17 protein-coding genes and 4 tRNA genes are annotated in these 21,444 nt (G+C 60.6%); all 21 read left to right on the forward strand.

Going from position 1 to position 21,444, the window contains the following annotated elements:
• The first annotated feature begins 10 nt into the window (after positions 1 to 10).
• The 21 genes from AC4QBL_RS19775 (at position 11) to rpoC (ending at position 21,419) form a co-directional block, all read left to right on the forward strand.
• Positions 11 to 1,816: a DUF262 domain-containing protein gene (locus tag AC4QBL_RS19775; protein ID WP_472907234.1), complete on the forward strand. Its 1,806-nt coding sequence runs from the start codon at positions 11 to 13 to the stop codon at positions 1,814 to 1,816.
• The gene (locus AC4QBL_RS19780) at positions 1,813 to 2,397 is read left to right on the forward strand and encodes an anthranilate synthase component II (protein ID WP_472907235.1); all 585 of its coding nucleotides are present in this window, start codon (positions 1,813 to 1,815) and stop codon (positions 2,395 to 2,397) included. Before AC4QBL_RS19775 ends, AC4QBL_RS19780 begins: the two co-directional genes overlap by 4 nt.
• A gap of 216 nt (positions 2,398 to 2,613) precedes the next feature.
• Positions 2,614 to 3,684 (forward strand): low-specificity L-threonine aldolase, encoded by a 1,071-nt coding sequence (gene ltaE, locus AC4QBL_RS19785; protein ID WP_472907236.1) that lies wholly within the window; start codon positions 2,614 to 2,616, stop codon positions 3,682 to 3,684.
• A gap of 20 nt (positions 3,685 to 3,704) precedes the next feature.
• Positions 3,705 to 4,355: a LysE family translocator gene (locus AC4QBL_RS19790; protein ID WP_472907237.1), complete on the forward strand. Its 651-nt coding sequence runs from the start codon at positions 3,705 to 3,707 to the stop codon at positions 4,353 to 4,355.
• 16 nt (positions 4,356 to 4,371) lie between these two features.
• Positions 4,372 to 5,439, forward strand: coding sequence for an anthranilate phosphoribosyltransferase (trpD, locus tag AC4QBL_RS19795; RefSeq protein ID WP_472907238.1), 1,068 nt, complete (start codon positions 4,372 to 4,374; stop codon positions 5,437 to 5,439).
• 14 nt (positions 5,440 to 5,453) lie between these two features.
• Positions 5,454 to 5,630: a hypothetical protein gene (locus AC4QBL_RS19800; RefSeq protein WP_472907239.1), complete on the forward strand. Its 177-nt coding sequence runs from the start codon at positions 5,454 to 5,456 to the stop codon at positions 5,628 to 5,630.
• Positions 5,627 to 6,427, forward strand: coding sequence for an indole-3-glycerol phosphate synthase TrpC (trpC, locus tag AC4QBL_RS19805; RefSeq protein WP_472907240.1), 801 nt, complete (start codon positions 5,627 to 5,629; stop codon positions 6,425 to 6,427). The genes AC4QBL_RS19800 and trpC overlap by 4 nt, the downstream gene beginning before the upstream one ends.
• Before the next feature lie 11 nt (positions 6,428 to 6,438).
• Entirely contained in the window at positions 6,439 to 7,173 is a 735-nt protein-coding gene (locus tag AC4QBL_RS19810) for a uracil-DNA glycosylase (RefSeq protein ID WP_472907241.1), read from the forward strand.
• A 68-nt stretch (positions 7,174 to 7,241) separates the two neighbouring features.
• Positions 7,242 to 7,327 (forward strand) — tRNA-Tyr (locus AC4QBL_RS19815).
• Positions 7,328 to 7,403: 76 nt separating this feature from the next.
• A tRNA-Gly gene (locus AC4QBL_RS19820) sits at positions 7,404 to 7,477 on the forward strand.
• 78 nt (positions 7,478 to 7,555) lie between these two features.
• Positions 7,556 to 7,630, forward strand: a tRNA-Thr gene (locus tag AC4QBL_RS19825).
• Between the two features lie 44 nt (positions 7,631 to 7,674).
• Positions 7,675 to 8,865, forward strand: a complete 1,191-nt coding sequence (gene tuf / locus AC4QBL_RS19830) for an elongation factor Tu (protein WP_472900126.1) — start codon at positions 7,675 to 7,677, stop codon at positions 8,863 to 8,865.
• A gap of 25 nt (positions 8,866 to 8,890) precedes the next feature.
• Positions 8,891 to 8,966, forward strand: a tRNA-Trp gene (locus tag AC4QBL_RS19835).
• A gap of 145 nt (positions 8,967 to 9,111) precedes the next feature.
• Entirely contained in the window at positions 9,112 to 9,492 is a 381-nt protein-coding gene (gene secE, locus AC4QBL_RS19840) for a preprotein translocase subunit SecE (RefSeq protein WP_472901749.1), read from the forward strand.
• 2 nt (positions 9,493 to 9,494) lie between these two features.
• Positions 9,495 to 10,070 carry a transcription termination/antitermination protein NusG gene (gene nusG, locus AC4QBL_RS19845; RefSeq protein WP_472901750.1) on the forward strand — a complete coding sequence of 192 codons (576 nt, stop codon included), beginning with the start codon at positions 9,495 to 9,497 and terminating at the stop codon, positions 10,068 to 10,070.
• Between the two features lie 167 nt (positions 10,071 to 10,237).
• Complete coding sequence (gene rplK, locus AC4QBL_RS19850; RefSeq protein ID WP_304838858.1) at positions 10,238 to 10,669, forward strand: 50S ribosomal protein L11; 432 nt, start codon at positions 10,238 to 10,240, stop codon at positions 10,667 to 10,669.
• Entirely contained in the window at positions 10,670 to 11,365 is a 696-nt protein-coding gene (gene rplA / locus AC4QBL_RS19855) for a 50S ribosomal protein L1 (protein ID WP_472901751.1), read from the forward strand. It abuts the gene before it with no gap.
• Positions 11,366 to 11,635: 270 nt separating this feature from the next.
• Positions 11,636 to 12,202 (forward strand): 50S ribosomal protein L10, encoded by a 567-nt coding sequence (rplJ, locus tag AC4QBL_RS19860; protein ID WP_472901752.1) that lies wholly within the window; start codon positions 11,636 to 11,638, stop codon positions 12,200 to 12,202.
• 41 nt (positions 12,203 to 12,243) lie between these two features.
• Positions 12,244 to 12,618: a 50S ribosomal protein L7/L12 gene (gene rplL, locus AC4QBL_RS19865; RefSeq protein ID WP_472901753.1), complete on the forward strand. Its 375-nt coding sequence runs from the start codon at positions 12,244 to 12,246 to the stop codon at positions 12,616 to 12,618.
• A 304-nt stretch (positions 12,619 to 12,922) separates the two neighbouring features.
• Positions 12,923 to 17,047: a DNA-directed RNA polymerase subunit beta gene (gene rpoB, locus AC4QBL_RS19870; protein WP_472901754.1), complete on the forward strand. Its 4,125-nt coding sequence runs from the start codon at positions 12,923 to 12,925 to the stop codon at positions 17,045 to 17,047.
• Between the two features lie 148 nt (positions 17,048 to 17,195).
• Positions 17,196 to 21,419, forward strand: a complete 4,224-nt coding sequence (rpoC, locus tag AC4QBL_RS19875; RefSeq protein WP_472901755.1) for a DNA-directed RNA polymerase subunit beta' — start codon at positions 17,196 to 17,198, stop codon at positions 21,417 to 21,419.
• Positions 21,420 to 21,444 lie beyond the last annotated feature (25 nt).

A 21,444-nucleotide genomic window follows, 5' to 3' on the forward strand; every position in this document is an offset into this window, starting at 1 on the left:
GGAGGGAAGTATGCAGATCGAAGTCAAACACCCAACGGTCGAAGAAGTCTTCAAGGAGTCTTTCTACGAAATCCCCGCTTTTCAAAGGGAGTATGTCTGGAAGGCCCCACAGGTCAGTTCATTGCTGAACGATGCGTTCGATGCCTTGTTTGATGAAAACGGATCTGCCACAACCGGCGAATACTTCATTGGTAGCATTGTGGCGTATCTGGATTCGGATAGAGTCTTTCAGCTGATTGATGGACAGCAGCGCATCACAACCTTGTTTCTTGTGTTGTGCGCCATACGTGACAGACGCAAGGCACTGAACGACGTCGAATCCATCGGGTTTCTTGAAGGCATGATCAAGGATCAGTATCAAAAGCTTGACGGAACAACGGGTGCCCGGCTTCGCTTGAGGCCGTTGTATGAGGATGCCGGGGATGTGCTTGATGCTCTGGCGCACGGGAAGGCAGCAGCACTTGGCGACGGACAGCGTTTGCCAAACTCCGCACGCAATATGTTGCAGGCATACGAAACTGCATCGGAGTTTCTGCTGGAGCAGTTTCAAAGCGATGTGAATGCTATTCGAAAGTTTCAGGCGCACATGACCAAGCGCGTAAGGCTGGTGCGCATACAAACGTTGGGCATCAGTGACGCGCTGAGGATATTTGAAACGATCAACGACAGGGGTGTGGGTCTCAATGCGTTGGACCTGCTCAAAAACCTGTTGTTTATGCAGGTTCCCAAGGACGAGTTCGACAAGCTGACAACTGTCTGGAAGGAGATGGTGCATACCATTGAGAAGACCGGGCGTGGTGAAAAACCGCTGCGTTTTCTGCGGTACTTCGTGTTGGCTAATTTCCCTGAAGCGCGCAAAAAAAACAAGCCGCTCACGGAAGATGATTTGTACGAGTGGTTGTCTGAGCACAAAGAGAAAATTGGAATTACCAGTGAGCCGATCGCGTTCGCGAAGCGATTGCAAGTGTCTGCCATGGCATACAAGCGCTTCGTTGCAGAGCCTGACGTTCCGCTGTCCAGTATCTACGCCCTGTCGGGCCGAGCGCGGCAGCATTTGATCGTGCTGTTGGCATGTCAGGAGTTGACAGCGGAGGCGCTGCGTGTGGTCACGGGGCATCTGGAGCGTTTGTTCGTGACATATGTGTTGGCGCAAGAGCCGACCAAGGTCTTGGACGCCATATTTGCTGACATTGCGCCCAAGTTGGGGGGCTGGATCGCACAAAACAAAACCAATCCGGAATTTGACAGACTGTTGGACGCTTGGATGCAAGTCTGGATCAACAAGGAAATCCAGCGACTCTCTCCCCGGGTATCTGCGTCGTTGGATCGGTTGGGCTTGGAGCGGAAGCTGACTTGCCGGTTCCTGCTGTGCCGCCTGGCGCAGTACCTTGAGTCCTTGGCAGGCTCACCGCTTGGTGAGGCACGCGTGGCCCATTTCACAAAGTTTGAAGTCGAGCATGTGTTGCCGAACAATCCCACGGTGGCATTGCGCGAGTCATTCGACAAAGTGGCCGACTATGACCGCTACAAGTCACTGATGGGAAACCTCACCTTGCTGGAAAAGCCGATCAACGCCTCTTTGGGGCGCGATTATTTTTCTGTCAAACAAGCGGCGTATGGCAACTCCGGTTTGTTCATGACAAAGTCTTTGGCCAAGTCCCAGGCTGTTGGAGTCAATACCAGCTATGTCAAAGCCTCGCAATGGCTGAGTCAGCACGATGACTGGAACAGTCAGGTCATCGATCTCCGACAACAGGAGCTGAAGCGATTGACCTTGAAGTTGCTTTCAATTGAGGAACCAGGAGTGACGGTATGAGGGTTTTGATGGTCGACAACTACGACTCCTTCACCTATAACATCGTGCAGTACTTCGGTGAACTCGGTGCTGACGTGACCGTGGTGCGCAACGATGAGATCACGGTGGACGAGATCCAGCGTCGGCTCGATGCCGGCCAGATCGACCGCCTGGTGATTTCCCCCGGCCCCTGCTCGCCGGCTGAGGCGGGTATTTCGGTGGCAGCCATCCAGCACTTCGCGGGCCAGCTGCCGATCCTGGGCGTGTGCTTGGGCCACCAGAGTATCGGCGCAGCCTTCGGCGGCAAGATCATCCGTGCGCAGGAGCTCATGCACGGCAAGACTTCTCAGATCACCACCACGCAGGAAGGCGTGTTCGCCAACCTTCCCGAGCAGTTCACGGTGAACCGTTATCACTCGCTGGCCATCGAGCGCGAGACCTGCCCCGACTGCCTGACGGTCACGGCCTGGACGCCCGACGGCGAGATCATGGGCGTGAAGCACAAGACGCTGGCGATTGAAGGCGTGCAGTTTCACCCCGAGAGCATCCTGACCGAGCATGGGCACGCGATGCTGAAAAACTTCCTGGAGCAGAAGATATGAAGCACCCCCTGCGCCGCTTCGCTCGCCTTGCAGGCCGCGACATCGCCAGAGGCGATGCCTCCTCGTTCTGTCCAAGCCTGCCTGAGCAGGCTTGGGAGCCGCGGTCCTCGGCCCCCTCTCTCGCCTGCGGCGGGAGGGGGACGGCACCAGCGGCCTGGCAAAGCCAGTTCCGCGGTGCCACTGGTTAAGTACTTGGTGATCCTGAAAGGACAGTTGATGTTGGTTGATCTCAGAAGCGACACCGTCACGCAACCCACCGCCGCCATGCGCGCCGCCATGATGGCGGCACCCCTGGGCGACGACGTGTTTGGCGACGACCCCACGGTCAATGCGCTGCAGGAGCGCATCGCCGCCATCACCGGCAAAGAAGCCGCGCTCTTCATGCCCTCGGGCACGCAGAGCAACCTGTGCGGCATCCTGGCACACTGCGGCCGGGGCGACGAATACATCGTCGGCCAGCTGGCCCACACCTACCGCTACGAGGGTGGTGGCGCGGCGGTGTTTGGCAGCGTGCAACCACAACCGCTGACGCAAGACGCGCAGGGCTGCATGGCGCTGGCCGACATCGCGGCCGCCATCAAGCCCGACGACCCGCACTTCGCGCGCACCCGCCTGCTGTGTCTGGAGAACACCTGGAACGGCCATGTGATGCCTGACGACTACCTGCGGGACGCCACGGCACTGGGGCGTGAGCGTGGGCTGGCCACGCACCTGGACGGCGCGCGGGTGTTCAACGCCGCGGTGGCCTCGGCTGCTGCCGGGCAGGCCGCGTTCAGCCGCTTGCGCGAAATTGCCGACCATTTCGACAGCTTGTCGGTCTGCTTCAGCAAGGGCCTGGGCGCGCCGGTGGGTTCGGCATTGTGCGGCTCGCAGGAGCTGATTAACCGCGCCCGCCGCATCCGCAAGATGGCCGGTGGCGGGCTGCGCCAGGCCGGTCTGCTGGCCGCCTGTGCCCTGCACGCGCTGGACCACCATGTGGAGCGGCTGGCAGATGACCACGCCAACGCGCGGCGCCTGGCCGAGGGTCTACGAGGCATCGATGGTCTGATGGTGAAGTCGGGTGAAACCAACATCGTGTTTGTGGATGTGGCCGGCGCCCGCGGGCCCGCGCTGCTCGACTTTCTGAAAGCGAATGGCGTGCTGGCCACAGGCCTGATCGGCTTGCGCTTCGTCACCCACCTCGACGTGGACGCGGCCGGTATCGACCACACCATCGCCACCGTGCGCCGCTTCTTCGCCGAAGCGCCGGCTGAGACCGCCAGCGCTGTGCGCACCGGCCCCTACTGAACACCCGACAGGCGCGCTGCATGCCAGATACCCCGCAACTCCTGATGTTCATCGCGGCGGGCTGGTTGCTCAACCTCACGCCCGGTCCCGACGTGCTCTACATCGTGAGCACCGCGCTCAAGAGCGGGGTGCGCGCCGGCATTGTGGCCGCGTTGGGCATCGTCAGCGGCTGCTTCGTGCACGTTTTTGCGGCAGCGCTCGGCGTGGGCGCGCTGCTCGCCACCTCGGCCACGGCGTTCACCGTGCTCAAGTGGGCGGGCGCCGCCTACCTGGTGTGGATGGGCGTGAAGCTGCTGCTGGCCAGAGGCGGTTCGCCGGTGGTGCCGGCGGCCGGCGCAGCGGTGCGTGAACCGGCCGATCTGGGTCGTATCTTTCGCCGGGGTTTCCTCACCAATGTGCTCAATCCCAAGGTGGCGCTGTTTTTCCTGGCCTTTGTGCCGCAGTTCATCGCGCCTGGCACGCCCGACAAGGTCACCACCTTCCTGCTGCTGGGCCTGCTGTTCAACCTCAATTCGCTGCCGATCAACTTTGGCTACGCCTGGCTCGCCGGCTGGGCTTCGCAACGCGTAGGCGCTGTGCAGCGCACCCTGCACTGGCTGGACCGTGCCGCCGGCGCCCTGTTTATCGGCTTTGGCCTCAAGCTGGCCATGTCGGACAATCCCGCTCAATAAGTCAATGGAGTCACCCATGCCCCACAGCCACAAGATCACCCCGCAGGAAGCCTTGCAACGCACCATCGAGCACCGCGAGATTTTTCACGACGAGATGCTGCACCTGATGCGCATGATCATGAGCGGTGAGATGTCGCCGGTGATGATGGCGGCCTTCATCACCGGTTTGCGCGTGAAAAAGGAAACCATCGGCGAGATCACCGCTGCCGCGCAGGTGATGCGCGAGTTTTCCACCAAGGTGCACGTGGCCGACAAGACCCACCTGGTGGATATCGTGGGCACGGGTGGCGACGGTTCACACACCTTCAATATTTCGACCTGCTCCATGTTTGTGGCGGCAGCGGCGGGTGCCAAGGTCAGCAAGCACGGTGGGCGCAGCGTCAGCAGCAAGAGCGGCAGCGCCGACGTGCTGGAAAGCCTGGGCGTCAACATCCACCTCATGCCCGATCAGATTGCGCGTTGCATCGAACAGGTGGGCGTGGGCTTCATGTTCGCGCCCAACCACCACCCCGCCATGAAAAATGTGGCGCCGGTGCGCCGCGAGCTGGGCATGAAGACCATCTTCAACATCCTGGGTCCGCTCACCAACCCGGCCTCGGCGCCCAACATCCTGATGGGTGTGTTCCACCCCGATCTGGTGGGCATTCAGGTGCGTGCGTTGCAGCGCCTGGGCGCTGAGCACGCGGTGGTGGTGTATGGCCGCGACGGCATGGACGAGGTGAGTCTGGGCGCCGCCACCATGGTGGGCGAGCTGAAAAACGGTGAGATCACGGAATACGAAATTCACCCCGAAGACTTTGGTCTCACCATGGCCAGCAACCGCACCCTGCGCGTGGAAACGCCCGACGATTCCAAGGCGATGCTGATGGGCGTGCTGGAGGCCCAGGATGCGCCCGCCATTCGCGCCGCGCGCGACATCGTGGCGCTCAACGCGGGCGTGGCGCTCTACGCGGCCAATGTCTGCGACGACATGGCGCAGGGCATTGTGCTGGCCCGCCGCGCCATTGATTCCGGCGCGGCGGCCCGCAAGCTCGCCGAGTTGACCGCATTCAGCCAGCTGAACACGGCCAGCGTGGGCCCCTGAGTGGCGCAGGCACCATGCCCGTCTGGCTACAAAACGAAGGCGCCTGGATCGCGATCGGCATCTCACTGCTGTTCGTGGCGGCGGGCTGGGTCATGCACCGCGTGTTTTTGCGCATCCTGAAAAACCCGGTGCCCCCGCCTGCCAGCCCGCCGAATCTGACCGAAAAACCCAACGCAGAGAACCCAAAATGAGCGACATCCTCCAGAAAATCGTGGCTGTGAAGCACGAAGAGATCGCCGCTGCACAGCGAAAAAAACCGCTGGATGTGGTGCGCTTCGATGCCGAGAGCCGCGTGCTTACGCGCGACTTTGAAGGCGCCTTGCGGGCCAAGATCGCCGCTGGCCATGCGGCCGTCATTGCCGAGATCAAAAAAGCGAGCCCCAGCAAAGGCGTGATCCGCGAAGACTTCATCCCCGCCGACATTGCACAAAGCTACGCCGCGGGCGATGGGCAAGTCAGCGCAGCCTGTCTGTCGGTGCTCACCGATCGACAGTTTTTCCAGGGCAGCCCCGACTACCTCAAACAAGCCCGCGCCAGCTGCGACCTGCCCGTGTTGCGCAAAGACTTCATGGTCGACCCCTACCAGGTCTACGAGGCCCGCGTGATGGGAGCCGACGCCATCCTGCTGATCGCCGCCTGCCTGGATGACGCGCAAATGGCCGACCTGGAGGCGCTGGCCCTCAGCATGAACATGGCGGTGCTGGTGGAGGTGCACGACCGCGAAGAACTGCAGCGCGCGCTCAAGCTCAAGACCCGCCTGCTGGGTATCAACAACCGCAATCTGCGTACGTTCGACGTGACGCTGAAGACCACGCTGGACATGTTCAACGACGTGCCCGCCGACCGTTTGCTGATCACCGAGTCTGGCATCGTGTCGCGCGCCGATGTTCAAACCATGCGCAGCGCGGGCGTGCACGCCTTTCTGGTGGGCGAGACCTTCATGCGCGCCCCCGAGCCCGGTCTGGCGCTGGCCGAGCTGTTCGCCTGAGCTGGAAGCCCATGCAGGCTGTGTTCGACCTGGATGGTGCAACCGATGCCGCACCCAGCCCGGCAGGCCATGACCTGATCGATGCTGGCCTACAGCCCGGCTGGGCGTCCATCATCGAGGTTTTTCGCCATTCGGTTGAAGGTGCCCGCTTGCAGACTTTTTTGCAGCAGCGGCGTGCCGCGCGTGCGGTGATCTATCCGCCGCAACCCTTGCGCGCGCTCACACTCACAGCGCCCGATGCGGTGCGGGTGGTCATTCTGGGTCAAGACCCGTACCACGGGCATGGACAGGCCGAGGGTCTGGCCTTTTCCGTGGCACCCGACGTCAAGCCACCGCCCAGTTTGCGCAATATATTCAAAGAACTGCAGCGCGATCTGGGGCTGCCTCTGCCCACAAACGGTTCCCTGGTGCGATGGTCAGAGCAGGGCGTGCTCCTGCTCAACACCTGCCTCACGGTGGAGGATGGCCAACCGGCCAGCCATGCCGGCCAAGGTTGGGAAGCGCTCACCGATGCGGTGATTCGCCATTGCAGCGACGGTGGCCCGCCCAAGGTCTTCCTGCTGTGGGGTGCCCACGCGCAAAAGAAAGCAGGCCTCATCGATGCCAGCCGCCACGCCGTGTTGATGGCCAACCACCCATCGCCCCTGTCGGCCAACCGCGGCCCCGCGCCTTTCATAGGGTGCGGTCACTTTGGGCGGGTCAACCAGTGGCTCATCACGCAAAAATGGACACCCATTCGGTGGTGACTCTGCGACATTGCTCAGAAGACTGGTGCAAGTCGTGAAAACCATGGCATAATTCTGGGCTGCGCTACGGAGGGGTGGCCGAGTGGTTAAAGGCAGCAGACTGTAAATCTGCCCGCTAACGCGTACGCTGGTTCGAATCCAGCCTCCTCCACCAGCAGTTGATGTGATCTAAGAGCGATTGGGATGTCGCGCTCAGGGTTGCCCGGACTATGTGGTTCTGGTTTCTTTGTGCGGGAGTAGTTCAATGGTAGAACCCCAGCCTTCCAAGCTGATGACGCGGGTTCGATTCCCGTCTCCCGCTCCAAATTGTGTTGACGGTTGGTTAGTTTTTACAGGCGATGCAGTGAATTTTCTGAGGTGTCCAGTTGATCTGGGTGTCTTGGCCCTTGTGGCTCAGTGGTAGAGCACTCCCTTGGTAAGGGAGAGGTCGCGGGTCCGATTCCCGCCAAGGGCACCATATTTGTTCTGGTGTTTCGGCAATTTTGATTTTGGAGCTGAAAAATGGCAAAAGAGAAATTTGAGCGGACCAAGCCGCACGTCAACGTTGGCACCATCGGTCACGTTGACCACGGTAAAACCACCCTGACCGCGGCCATCACCACCGTGCTGTCGGCCAAGTATGGCGGCTCCGCCAAGGCCTACGACCAGATCGATGCGGCTCCGGAAGAGAAGGCCCGCGGTATCACCATCAACACCGCCCACGTGGAATACGAAACGGCCAACCGCCATTACGCCCACGTTGACTGCCCCGGCCACGCTGACTATGTGAAAAACATGATCACCGGCGCCGCGCAGATGGACGGCGCTATTCTGGTGTGCTCGGCCGCTGACGGCCCCATGCCCCAGACCCGCGAGCACATCCTGCTGGCCCGCCAGGTGGGCGTGCCTTACATCATCGTGTTCCTGAACAAGTGCGACATGGTCGACGACGCCGAGCTGCTCGAGCTGGTGGAAATGGAAGTGCGCGAGCTGCTCGACAAGTACGAGTTCCCTGGCGATGCCACCCCCATCATTCACGGCTCTGCCAAGCTCGCCCTCGAAGGCGACAAGGGTCCCCTGGGTGAAGAGGCCATCATGAAGCTGGCTGAAGCGCTGGACACCTACATCCCAACGCCAGACCGCGCTGTGGACGGTGCCTTCCTGATGCCCGTGGAAGACGTGTTTTCCATCTCCGGTCGCGGCACCGTGGTGACCGGTCGTATCGAGCGCGGTATCGTCAAAGTCGGCGAAGAAATCGAAATCGTTGGTATCGCTGACACCCAGAAGACCACCTGCACCGGCGTGGAAATGTTCCGCAAGCTGCTGGACCAGGGTCAGGCTGGCGACAACGTCGGTATCCTGTTGCGCGGTACCAAGCGCGAAGACGTGCAGCGCGGCCAAGTGCTGTGCAAGCCCGGCACGATCAAGCCACACACCCACTTCACCGGCGAGATCTATGTCTTGTCCAAAGACGAGGGTGGTCGTCACACGCCGTTCTTCAACAACTACCGTCCACAGTTCTACTTCCGTACGACCGACGTGACCGGCTCCATCGAGCTGCCAGAAGGCAAAGAGATGGTCATGCCTGGTGACAACGTGTCGATCACCGTGAAGCTGATCAACCCCATCGCCATGGAAGAAGGCCTGCGCTTCGCCATTCGCGAAGGTGGTCGTACCGTCGGCGCCGGTGTGGTTGCCAAGATCATTGCCTGATTGCCCATAGCGGGGTATAGCCAGTAGGGGTATAGCTCAATTGGCAGAGCGTCGGTCTCCAAAACCGAAGGTTGTAGGTTCGATTCCTACTGCCCCTGCCACCGAACAGCAGCAAGCCGGAATTTGATTCCCTCTGTTTTGTGGTCAACAAGCCCACCGAAGTCGTTGTGACCTCTGGTGGGCTTGCGTGTCTCAAGCTTCTGGCTTCGGTGGCGCGAAATTTTGTAATGCATCGTCTGGATTCTCATGGCCACTTCCGAAGTTCAAACCGTCAACACCAGTGCCGACAAGGCCAAACTGGCCGTCGCTGTTGCGTTGTTGCTCGGTGGCTTTGTTGCGTTCTATCTTCTGTCTGCCCAAGGTTCGCTTGTGCAGTGGGGCGCGCTGATCGCTGCAATGATCGCCTCGGTGGTGGTTTTTGGCGTTTCGGAGTCGGGCAAGCAGTTGCTGGCTTTTGGCCGCGATGCATGGCGTGAAACCAAGAAGGTGGTCTGGCCTGCCCGCAAAGAGGCGATCCAGATGACGGCCTATGTGTTTGCGTTTGTCTTTGTGATGGCGCTGTTCCTCTGGTTGACCGACAAGACCCTGGAATGGGTGTTTTACGACCTGATCTTGGGCTGGAGATAATAATGAGCGATCAACAAAGCCCTGTGACCGACGGCGTTGCCGCAGAAGGCATGCGCTGGTATGTGGTGCATGCCTATTCGGGCATGGAAAAAGCCGCTGAGCGCAACATTATCGAGCGCATCAACCGCGCTGGCATGCAAGACAAATTTGGCCGCATTTTGGTGCCCACCGAAGAGGTGGTCGAGATGAAAAACGGCCAACGCCGCACCACGGAACGCAAGTTCTTCCCCGGCTATGTGCTGGTGGAAATGGTGATGGACGACGACACCTGGCACTTGGTGAAGCACACCAACAAGGTGACCGGCTTTGTGGGTGGTGCCAAGAACCGTCCTGCTCCGATTTCTGAAGAAGACGTTCAGAAGATCGTCAACCAGATGCAGGAAGGTACCGATAAGCCCCGCCACAAGGTGGAGTTTGTGGTAGGTGAATACGTTCGCGTCAAGGAAGGCCCGTTCACCGACTTCAATGGCACGGTGGAAGAGGTTAACTACGAAAAGAACAAGATGCGCGTGTCGGTGACCATTTTTGGTCGCGCAACGCCCGTCGAGCTGGAATTCAGCCAGGTGGAGAAGACCTGAGTCTTCCGCTGAAAGAGCGGACATTTTTTAAACTGCCGTGGCGTTAGGCCGTGGCAGCAGCAACCGCAAGGGTCGGCCCGAAGCGGTTGTTGGTATTTTTGTGATTCGGGCCGAAAGCCGCGAGGAGGCTGCAGTTTGCAGCCGCTTGGACTCGCAGGAGTAAAACCATGGCGAAAAAAATCGTCGGTTTCATCAAGCTGCAAGTGCCAGCTGGTAAGGCCAACCCTTCCCCACCAATCGGTCCAGCGCTGGGTCAGCGCGGACTGAACATCATGGAATTCTGTAAGGCGTTCAACGCCCAGACCCAAGGCGTTGAGCCCGGTCTGCCGTTGCCCGTGGTCATCACGGCCTTTGCAGACAAGAGCTTCACCTTCATCATCAAGACGCCGCCTGCGACGACCCTGATCAAGAAGGCCATCAAGCTGGACAAGGGTTCGCCCGTGCCGAACAAGCAGAAGGTTGGCAAGATCACCCGCGCTCAGCTTGAAGAGATCGCCAAGGTCAAAATGAAAGACATGACCGCTGCCGATGTGGACGCCGCTGTGCGCACCATCGCCGGTTCGGCCCGCTCGATGGGCGTGATTGTGGAGGGTGTGTAAATGTCCAAGCTGACCAAAAAACAGAAAGCCTTTGCCGGCAAGGTTGACAGCATGAAGCTGTACGCACTGACCGACGCTCTGGCCATCATCAAAGACTGCGCCAACGCCAAGTTTGACGAGTCCATCGACGTGGCGATTCAGCTCGGCGTGGATGCCAAGAAGTCCGACCAGGTGGTGCGTGGCGCCGTCGTGATGCCCAACGGCACCGGCAAGACCAAACGCGTGGCCGTGTTCGCCCAAGGCGCCAAGGCCGAGGAAGCCAAAGCCGCCGGTGCTGACATCGTCGGTATGGACGATCTGGCTGCCGACATCAAGGCTGGCAAGATGGACTTCGACGTGGTCATCGCTTCGCCTGACGCCATGCGCGTGGTGGGTACCCTGGGTCAGATCCTGGGCCCCCGTGGCCTGATGCCCAACCCCAAGGTGGGTACCGTGACGCCTGACGTCGCTCAAGCGGTGCGCAACGCCAAGGCTGGCCAGGTGCAGTTCCGTGTGGACAAAGCCGGTATCGTGCACGGCACCATTGGCCGCCGTTCGTTCGACAGCGACAAGCTCCAGGGCAACCTGGTGGCCTTGCTGGACGCGCTGACCAAAGCCAAGCCAGCGACCAGCAAGGGTGTTTACCTGCGCAAAGTGGCGGTGTCGTCGACCATGGGTGTGGGCGTTCGCGTCGACATGCAATCCATCTCGGCCTGATCGCTTGAAGAAAATTCGGACGCCGCGTGAACAAGTGCGGCGCCCGGGTGTGGTGGGTCTTGGGTTAGGCAGCTTGACTGCCTGGCCCCGGAGCCATCCAAGACCGTTGGTGTTGAACGGTGCCCTTCGGGGTGCGGTTTGACTTAATTGTGACAAGCCAACGCAGATGGCGATCCCGCTGCAGATGGAACAAGGTTCCCGAAACAGTTGGTCGCTGCAATGAGGCGTGCTGAAGGCCGTTGGGCCGCAAGCACATTTAAGGAGTAGACCTTGAGTCTGAATCGCAGTGAGAAAGAAGCGGTCATTTCCGAAGTGACCAGCCTCGCCGCTAAAGCTCAAACGCTCGTGATGGCGGAATACCGTGGCATCACGGTCGCGAACATGGACAAACTGCGCGTCACAGCCCGCAGCAACGGTGTCAGCCTGAGCGTGTTGAAAAACACCCTGGCCCGCCGTGCGGTGGCAGGTAGCGCATTTGAAGTGGCCGCAGACCAGATGACCGGTCCGTTGATCTATGGCTTCTCTGAAGACGCTGTGGCTGCCGCGAAAGTGGTGGCCGACTTCGCAAAAACCAACGACAAGTTGGTCATTCGCGGTGGCGTTTACGGTGGGAAAGTCCTGGACGTCGAAGGCGTTAAGAAGCTCGCAAGCATCCCTTCGAAAGAAGTGTTGTTGGCACAGCTGTGTGGCTTGCTGATGTCGCCCATGTCGCGTACGGCCGTTGTGCTGGGCGCGCTGGCCGCGAAAAAAGGCGAAGGCGCTGCCGCACCGGCAGAAGCTGCTGCAGAACCTGCAGCCGAGACCGCCGCACCGGCAGAAGACGCTGCCGCTGCTTGATGCACGGCACGTTCGTTTAAACCAATTGTTAGGAAATCAAAATGGCATTCGATAAAGACGCATTTTTGACCGCGCTGGACAGCATGACGGTCATGGAACTCAACGACCTGGTGAAAGCCATCGAAGAGAAGTTTGGCGTGAGCGCTGCCGCTATGGCCGCTCCTGCTGCTGCTGGTGGCGGTGCCGCTGCTGCTGCTGAAGAGAAGACCGAGTTCAACGTTGTGCTGCTGGAAGCCGGCGCCAACAAGGTCTCCGTCATCAAGGCCGTTCGCGAAATCACCGGTCTGGGCCTGAAAGAAGCCAAAGACCTGGTCGACGGCGCACCCAAGAACGTGAAAGAAGGCATTGCCAAGGCCGACGCCGAAGCCGCCATGAAGAAACTGGTGGAAGCCGGTGCCAAGGCTGAACTGAAGTAATTCGGTTCCCTTCAGGGGCTGGAGTGCTCGAAAGAGCCTCCAGCCTTTGGTGCTTTCAGAGCACACCCAAAAATCGGCTTCTGAACCGGTTTCTCAACGGCCTGCCGGCTCGCGAAAAACATCCAAGAAGTATTTTTGAGTGTCTTCTGACCCCGACTGCAGAAGACGACTTGGTTCGGGCCTGTGTGCAATGCACAGGCCGTCCGCCAATGGTTGGTAGAGGCCAGCCACCAAGCATGTCACCGAGCGTTTGATGCGCCCGGTAGGCAAGACAGTCGCCGCAGACCTCAAGCCCGGAGATCTCATGGCCTCAGCATCGAATTATTCATACACCGAACGCAAACGCATCCGAAAGAGTTTTGGCACCCGCGAAACTGTCATCGCGATTCCTTACCTCTTGCAGATGCAAAAGGACGCTTACACCGCGTTCTTGCAGGCGGATTCAGCGCCCAAAAAGCGCACCAACGAGGGCCTGCAGGCCGCGTTTGAAGCCGCTTTCCCCATCGTCTCGCACAACGGTTTTGTGGAGATGAAGTTCGTGGAGTACAACCTGGCCAAGCCAGCGTTTGACGTGCGCGAATGCCAGACCCGTGGCCTGACCTTTGCCTCCGCCGTGCGCGCCCGCGTGCAGTTGATCATTTACGACCGCGAGTCGTCGACCAACCAGTCGAAGGTAATCAAGGAAGTGAAAGAGCAAGAGGTCTACATGGGCGAAGTGCCCCTGATGACCGACAAAGGTTCTTTCATCATCAACGGTACCGAGCGCGTCATCGTGTCGCAGCTGCACCGCTCGCCCGGCGTGTTCTTTGAGCACGACAAGGGCAAGACCCACAGTTCCGGCAAGTTGCTGTTTTCAGCACGCATCATTCCTTACCGCGGCTCTTGGCTGGACTTCGAGTTCGACCCGAAAGACATCTTGTTCTTCCGCGTCGACCGCCGCCGCAAGATGCCGGTCACGATCCTGCTGAAAGCCATTGGCCTGACGCCGGAAACCATCCTGGCCAACTTCTTCGTCAACGACCACTTCCGTCTGATGGACAGCGGCGCCCAGATGGCCTTTGTGCCCGAGCGCCTGCGCGGTGAAGTGGCCCGCTTCGACATCACCGACAAGTCGGGCAAAGTGGTGGTGGCCAAGGACAAGCGCATCACCGTGCGCCATACCCGTGAAATGGAGCAGTCGGGCACTACGCACATCAGCGTGCCCGAAGACTTCATGATCGGCCGTGTGGTAGCCCGCAACATTGTGGACGCCGACACCGGCGAGATCATTGCCAAGGCCAACGAAGAGCTGACCGAAGCCCTGTTGAAAAAGCTGCGCACCGCGGGTGTGCAGGACCTGCAGTGTCTCTACACCAACGAACTGGACCAGGGCGCCTACATTTCGCAGACCCTGCGCAGCGACGAGACCGCTGACGAGTTCGCCGCCCGTGTGGCCATCTACCGCATGATGCGCCCCGGCGAGCCGCCGACCGAAGACGCGGTGCAGGCGCTGTTCCACCGCCTGTTCTACAACCCGGACACGTACGACCTGTCGCGCGTCGGCCGCATGAAGTTCAACGCCCGTGCCGGCCGCGACGAATCGACTGGTCCCATGGTGCTGTCCAACGAAGACATCCTGGCCGTGGTCAAGATTCTGGTGGACCTGCGCAACGGCCGTGGCGAAGTCGACGACATCGATCACTTGGGCAACCGCCGCGTGCGTTGCGTGGGCGAACTGGCCGAAAACCAGTACCGCACTGGTCTGGCCCGCATCGAGAAGGCCGTGAAAGAGCGTCTGGGCCAGGCCGAGCAAGAGCCGCTGATGCCGCACGACCTGATCAACTCCAAGCCGATTTCCGCCGCGTTGAAAGAGTTCTTCGGCGCTTCGCAGCTGTCGCAGTTCATGGACCAGACCAACCCGCTGGCCGAGATCACCCACAAGCGCCGCGTGTCGGCTCTTGGCCCGGGCGGCCTGACGCGCGAGCGCGCTGGCTTTGAGGTGCGTGACGTGCACGTGACCCACTACGGTCGTGTCTGCCCCATTGAAACGCCTGAAGGTCCAAACATTGGTCTGATCAACTCGCTGGCCTTGTATGCCCGCCTGAACGAGTACGGTTTCATTGAAACCCCGTACCGCCGGGTGGTCGATGCCAAGGTGACGAACCAGATCGACTATTTGTCGGCCATCGAAGAAGGCAAGTACGTCATTGCGCAGGCCAACGCCACGCTGGACGCCGAAGGCCGTCTGACCGGTGACCTGATCTCCGCCCGTGAAAAGGGCGAGTCGATCCTGACCCCGGCCGACACCATCCAGTACATGGACGTGTCGCCGGCGCAGATCGTGTCGGTGGCCGCTTCGCTGGTGCCCTTCCTGGAGCACGACGACGCGAACCGCGCGCTGATGGGTGCCAACATGTCGCGCCAGGCTGTGCCCGTGCTGCGTCCTGAAAAGCCGCTGGTGGGCACCGGTATCGAGCGCGTCGCCGCGATCGACTCCGGCACCGTGGTGACGGCCAAGCGTGGTGGCGTGGTCGACCACGTCGATGCCACCCGCATCGTGATCCGCGTGAATGACGCGGAAGCGGTAGCCGGTGAAGTGGGCGTGGACATCTACAACCTCATCAAGTACCAGCGTTCCAACCAGAACACCAACATCCACCAGCGCCCCATCGTCAAAAAGGGCGACAAGCTGGGCAAGGGTGACGTGATCGCCGACGGCGCTTCGACCGATCTGGGAGAAATCTCGATTGGCCAGAACATGCTGATCGCCTTCATGCCCTGGAACGGCTACAACTTCGAAGACTCGATCCTGATCTCGGAACGCGTGGTTGCCGAAGACCGCTACACCTCGATCCACATCGAGGAACTGGTGGTGATGGCGCGTGATACCAAGCTGGGCGCGGAAGAAATCACCCGCGACATTCCCAACCTGGCCGAGCTGCAACTTAACCGCCTGGACGACTCCGGCATCATCTACGTGGGCGCTGAAGTGCTGCCTGGCGATGTGCTGGTGGGCAAGGTCACGCCCAAGGGCGAGACCACGCTGACGCCAGAAGAGAAGCTGCTGCGCGCCATCTTTGGTGAAAAAGCCAGCGACGTGAAAGACACCTCGCTGCGCGTGGGCCAGGGCTCGCAAGGCACCGTGATCGACGTGCAGGTCTTCACCCGTGAAGGCATCACGCGCGACAAGCGTGCCCAGCAGATCATTGATGACGAACTCAAGCGCTACCGCCTGGACCTGAACGACCAGCTGCGCATTGTGGAAGCCGACGCCTTTGACCGTATCGAGAAGCTGCTGATCGGCAAAGTTGCCAATGGCGGCCCCAAGAAGCTGTCCAAGGGCACCAAGATCGACAAGGCCTATCTGGACGACGTCGAGAAGTACCACTGGTTTGACATCCGTCCTTCGGAAGACGACGTGGCTGCGCAGCTGGAGTCGATCAAAAACTCCATGGAGCAGACGCGCCACAGCTTCGACCTGGCTTTTGAAGAGAAGCGCAAGAAGCTCACCCAAGGCGACGAGTTGCCTGCGGGCGTGCTCAAGATGGTCAAGGTGTATCTGGCGGTCAAGCGCCGCCTGCAGCCTGGTGACAAGATGGCCGGCCGCCACGGCAACAAGGGTGTGGTGTCCAAGATCGTTCCGGTCGAAGACATGCCTTACATGGCCGACGGCACCCCTGCCGACATCGTGCTGAACCCGCTGGGCGTGCCTTCGCGCATGAACGTGGGTCAGGTGCTGGAAGTGCATCTGGGCTGGGCCGCCAAAGGCTTGGGCCAGCGCATCGGTGACATGCTGCAGGCCGAGGCCAAAGCCACCGAACTGCGTGCGTTCCTGGACACCATCTACAACCAGGCCGGCAAGAAAGAGACCTTGTCCGAACTGAGCGATACCGATGTGTTTGAGATGGCGCAAAACCTGACCAGTGGCGTACCGTTTGCCACGCCGGTGTTTGATGGTGCCTCGGAAGACGAGATCCGCGCCATGCTCAAGCTGGCGTATCCGGACGACATCGCCGCCAAGAAGGGCCTGACCGAGACCCGCACCCAGGCGCAGCTGTACGACGGCCGCACGGGTGACGCTTTCGAGCGCAAGACCACCGTGGGCTACATGCACTTCCTGAAGCTGCACCACTTGGTTGACGACAAGATGCACGCCCGTTCGACCGGCCCTTACTCTCTGGTCACGCAGCAGCCGCTGGGCGGCAAGGCACAGTTTGGTGGTCAGCGTTTCGGCGAGATGGAAGTGTGGGCGCTGGAAGCCTATGGCGCTTCCTACATCCTGCAGGAAATGCTCACCGTCAAGTCCGACGACGTGCAGGGCCGCACCAAGGTGTACGAAAGCATCGTCAAGGGCGAGCACTCGATCGAAGCGGGCATGCCCGAGTCGTTCAACGTGCTGGTCAAGGAAATCCGCTCGCTGGGTATCGACATCGAACTGGAGAGAAGCTGATTACAAACCCACCCCCGCGCCGTGCCTGCGGCGCGTCACCCCCTCAAGGGGGCAACACCTGCGGTCCGGCAAAGCCGGTTCCGCGGTGTTCTGGGTTTAGGTCACTTCGCTCCTCTTTCGTTGTCTCTGTTTCTTTAAGGAAATTCACATGAAATCCTTGCTCGACCTGTTCAAGCAGTTCACGCCCGACGAGCATTTCGATGCCATTCGCATCGGCTTGGCGTCGCCCGAGAAAATCCGTTCGTGGTCTTTTGGCGAAGTCAAAAAGCCCGAGACCATCAACTACCGCACCTTCAAGCCTGAGCGTGACGGCCTGTTTTGCGCCAAGATTTTTGGTCCCATCAAAGACTACGAATGCCTGTGCGGCAAGTACAAGCGCCTGAAACACCGCGGTGTCATTTGTGAGAAGTGCGGCGTTGAAGTCACGCAAACCAAAGTGCGCCGCGACCGCATGGGTCACATCGACCTGGCCGCGCCTTGCGCCCACATCTGGTTCCTGAAGTCGCTGCCTTCGCGTCTGGGTCTGATCCTGGACATGACGCTGCGCGACATCGAGCGCGTGCTGTACTTCGAAGCGTATGTGATCGTTGATCCTGGCATGACCCCGCTGAAGAAATTCGCGATCATGACCGAGGACGACTACGACGCCAAGCGCAAGGAATTCGGCGACGAATTCATTGCCAAGATGGGCGCCGAGGGCATCAAGGAATTGCTGCAGGCCATCGACCTCGAAATCGAGATCGACAAGCTGCGCAACGACCTGACCGGCTCCGAACTCAAGATCAAGAAGAATGCCAAGCGCCTCAAGGTGCTGGAAGCCTTCAAGAAGTCGGGCATCAAGCCCGAGTGGATGGTGCTCGACGTGCTGCCCGTGCTGCCACCGGACCTGCGTCCGCTGGTGCCCCTGGACGGTGGCCGCTTTGCCACTTCCGACCTGAACGACCTGTACCGCCGCGTCATCAACCGCAACAGCCGCCTGCGTCGCCTGCTGGAGCTGAAGGCCCCTGAAATCATCGCGCGCAACGAAAAGCGCATGTTGCAGGAAGCTGTGGACTCGTTGCTCGACAACGGCCGCCGCGGCAAGGCCATGACGGGCGCCAACAAGCGCGCGCTCAAGTCGCTGGCCGACATGATCAAGGGCAAGAGCGGTCGTTTCCGTCAGAACTTGCTGGGCAAGCGCGTCGACTACTCGGGCCGTTCGGTCATCGTGGTCGGCCCAACGCTCAAGCTGCACCAGTGTGGTCTACCCAAGCTGATGGCGCTGGAGTTGTTCAAGCCCTTCATCTTTGCCCAGCTGGAGCAGCGTGGCATTGCCACCACCATCAAGGCCGCCAAGAAAGAAGTGGAAGCCGGCACGCCCGTGGTGTGGGACATCCTGGAAGAGGTGATCAAAGAGCACCCGGTGATGCTGAACCGCGCGCCCACGCTGCACCGTCTGGGCATCCAGGCTTTTGAGCCCATCCTGATCGAAGGCAAGGCCATTCAGCTGCACCCGCTCGTTTGCGCGGCCTTCAACGCCGACTTCGACGGTGACCAGATGGCTGTTCACGTGCCGCTGTCGGTGGAAGCGCAGATCGAAGCACGCACCCTGATGCTGGCGTCGAACAACATCTTGTTCCCGGCCTCTGGCGAGCCCTCCATCGTGCCGTCGCAAGACGTGGTGCTGGGCTTGTACTACGCCACCCGCGACCGCATCAACGCCAAGGGCGAGGGCATGATCTTTGCCGATCTGGCCGAGCTGCAACGCGCGCTGGACAACGGCGCGGTGGAGATCACCGCCAAGATCAGCGTGCGACTGCAGCAGTACACGCTGGACAAGGCCACGGGCGAATTCACGCCGTTCATTTCCCTGGTGGACACCACCGTGGGCCGTGCGCTGCTGTCCGAGATCCTGCCCAAGGGCCTGCCCTTCGACGTGCTGAACAAGCCGCTGAAGAAAAAGGAAATCTCCAAGCTGATCAACACCGCGTTCCGCAAGTGCGGTTTGAAAGAAACCGTCGTGTTCGCCGACAAGCTGTTGCAAAACGGTTTCCGTCTGGCCACGCGTGCGGGTATTTCGATCGCGGTGGACGACATGCTGGTGCCCAAAGAGAAGCCCGCCATCATCGAGCGCTCCGAGAAGGAAGTGAAAGAGATTGCCCAGCAGTACGCTTCCGGTCTGGTGACCGCAGGCGAGCGCTACAACAAGGTGGTGGACATCTGGGGCAAGGCCGGTGACGAAATCTCCAAGGTGATGATGGCCCAGCTGGCCAAGCAAAAAACCACCGACCGCCACGGCAACGAGGTGGACCAGGAGTCGTTCAACTCGATCTACATGATGGCCGACTCGGGCGCCCGCGGTTCTGCGGCGCAGATTCGCCAGCTCGCCGGCATGCGCGGCCTGATGGCCAAGCCCGACGGCTCCATCATTGAAACTCCCATCACGGCGAACTTCCGTGAAGGTCTGAACGTGTTGCAGTACTTCATCTCGACGCACGGCGCCCGCAAGGGCTTGGCCGACACGGCGTTGAAGACGGCCAACTCGGGTTACCTGACGCGCCGTCTGGTGGACGTGACGCAAGACTTGGTGGTCAACCACCAGGACTGCGGCACCACCAATGGCACGGTGATGCGCGCTATTGTTGAAGGTGGTGAAGTGATCGAGTCGTTGCGCGACCGCATTCTGGGCCGTACCACGGCCGAGGAAGTGATTCACCCAGAGACCCGCGCCGTCATGGTGCCGGCTGGCCAGATGATGGACGAAGACATGCTGGACGAGCTCGAAGCCGCCGGTGTGGACGAAGTCAAGGTTCGCACCGCGCTGACCTGCGAAACCCGCTTTGGTATTTGCGCCAAGTGCTATGGCCGCGATCTGGGCCGTGGTGGCCTGGTGAACATCGGTGAAGCCGTGGGTGTGATCGCTGCACAGTCGATCGGTGAGCCGGGTACCCAGTTGACCATGCGCACCTTCCACATCGGTGGTGCCGCGTCGCGTGCGGCGGTGGCCTCCAGCGTGGAAGCCAAGTCCACCGGTTCGATCGGTTTCAACGCCACCATGCGTTACGTGACCAACACCAAGGGCGAGCTGGTGGTGATTTCCCGTTCCGGCGAAATCATCATCCACGACGATATTGGTCGCGAGCGTGAGCGCCACAAGGTGCCGTACGGTGCCATCCTCGCCGTCAAGGCCGACCAGGCCATCAAGGCCGGCGCCGTGCTGGCCAACTGGGACCCGCTGACCCGACCCATCATCACGGAGTTCGCCGGTCAGGTGAAGTTCGAGAACGTGGAAGAAGGCCTCACCGTGGCCAAGCAGGTCAACGACGTGACCGGTTTGTCCTCGCTGGTGGTGATCGATCCGAAGCATCGCGGTTCGACCAAGGTGGTGCGTCCGCTGGTCAAGCTGCTGGACGCGCAGAGCAACGAAGTGAAGATCCCCGGCACCGACCACTCGGTGACGGTGGGCTTCCCTATCGGCTCCCTGCTCGAAGTGCGCGACGGCCAGGAAGTGGGCCCAGGCCACGTGCTGGCCCGCATCCCGGTCGAAGGCCAGAAGACGCGCGACATCACCGGCGGTCTGCCGCGTGTGGCCGAGCTGTTTGAAGCCCGCTCGCCGAAAGACAAGGGCATGCTGGCCGAGATGACCGGTACCGTGTCGTTCGGCAAGGAAACCAAAGGCAAGGTTCGCCTGCAGATCACCGATCCCGAAGGCAAGGTCTGGGACGATCTCATCCCCAAGGAAAAGAACATCCTGGTGCACGAAGGCCAGGTGGTCAACAAGGGCGAGAGCGTGGTGGACGGCCCGGCCGATCCGCAGGACATCTTGCGTCTGCTGGGTATCGAAGCCCTGTCGCGCTACATCGTGGACGAAGTGCAGGACGTTTACCGTTTGCAGGGTGTGAAGATCAACGACAAGCACATCGAGGTGATCGTTCGCCAGATGCTGCGCCGCGTGATCGTCGACGCCGTGGGTGATTCCACCTACATCGCTGGCGAGCAGGTGGAGCGCTCGGAGATCCTGAACACCAACGACGCCCTGCGCGCCGAAGGCAAGATCCCCGCGACCTACAGCAACGTGTTGCTGGGTATCACCAAGGCTTCCCTGTCGACCGACTCGTTCATCTCCGCGGCTTCCTTCCAGGAAACCACCCGCGTGCTGACTGAAGCGGCCATCATGGGCAAGCGCGATGAGCTGCGTGGCCTGAAGGAAAACGTGATCGTGGGTCGTCTGATCCCGGCCGGTACCGGTATGGCTTACCACGAGGCACGCAAGGTCAAGGAAAAGATGGACGACGAAGAGCGCCGCGCCATTTCCGAAGCCGACGCCCTGTCGCTGGCGGCCGACCAGGCTGACCACGCCGAGGTGTCCAGCGGCAGCGATGCCGCTGAATAAAGCGGCCATGGCGGACAGGCTCACC

It is taken from the genome of Hydrogenophaga sp. L99 (assembly GCF_058731905.1).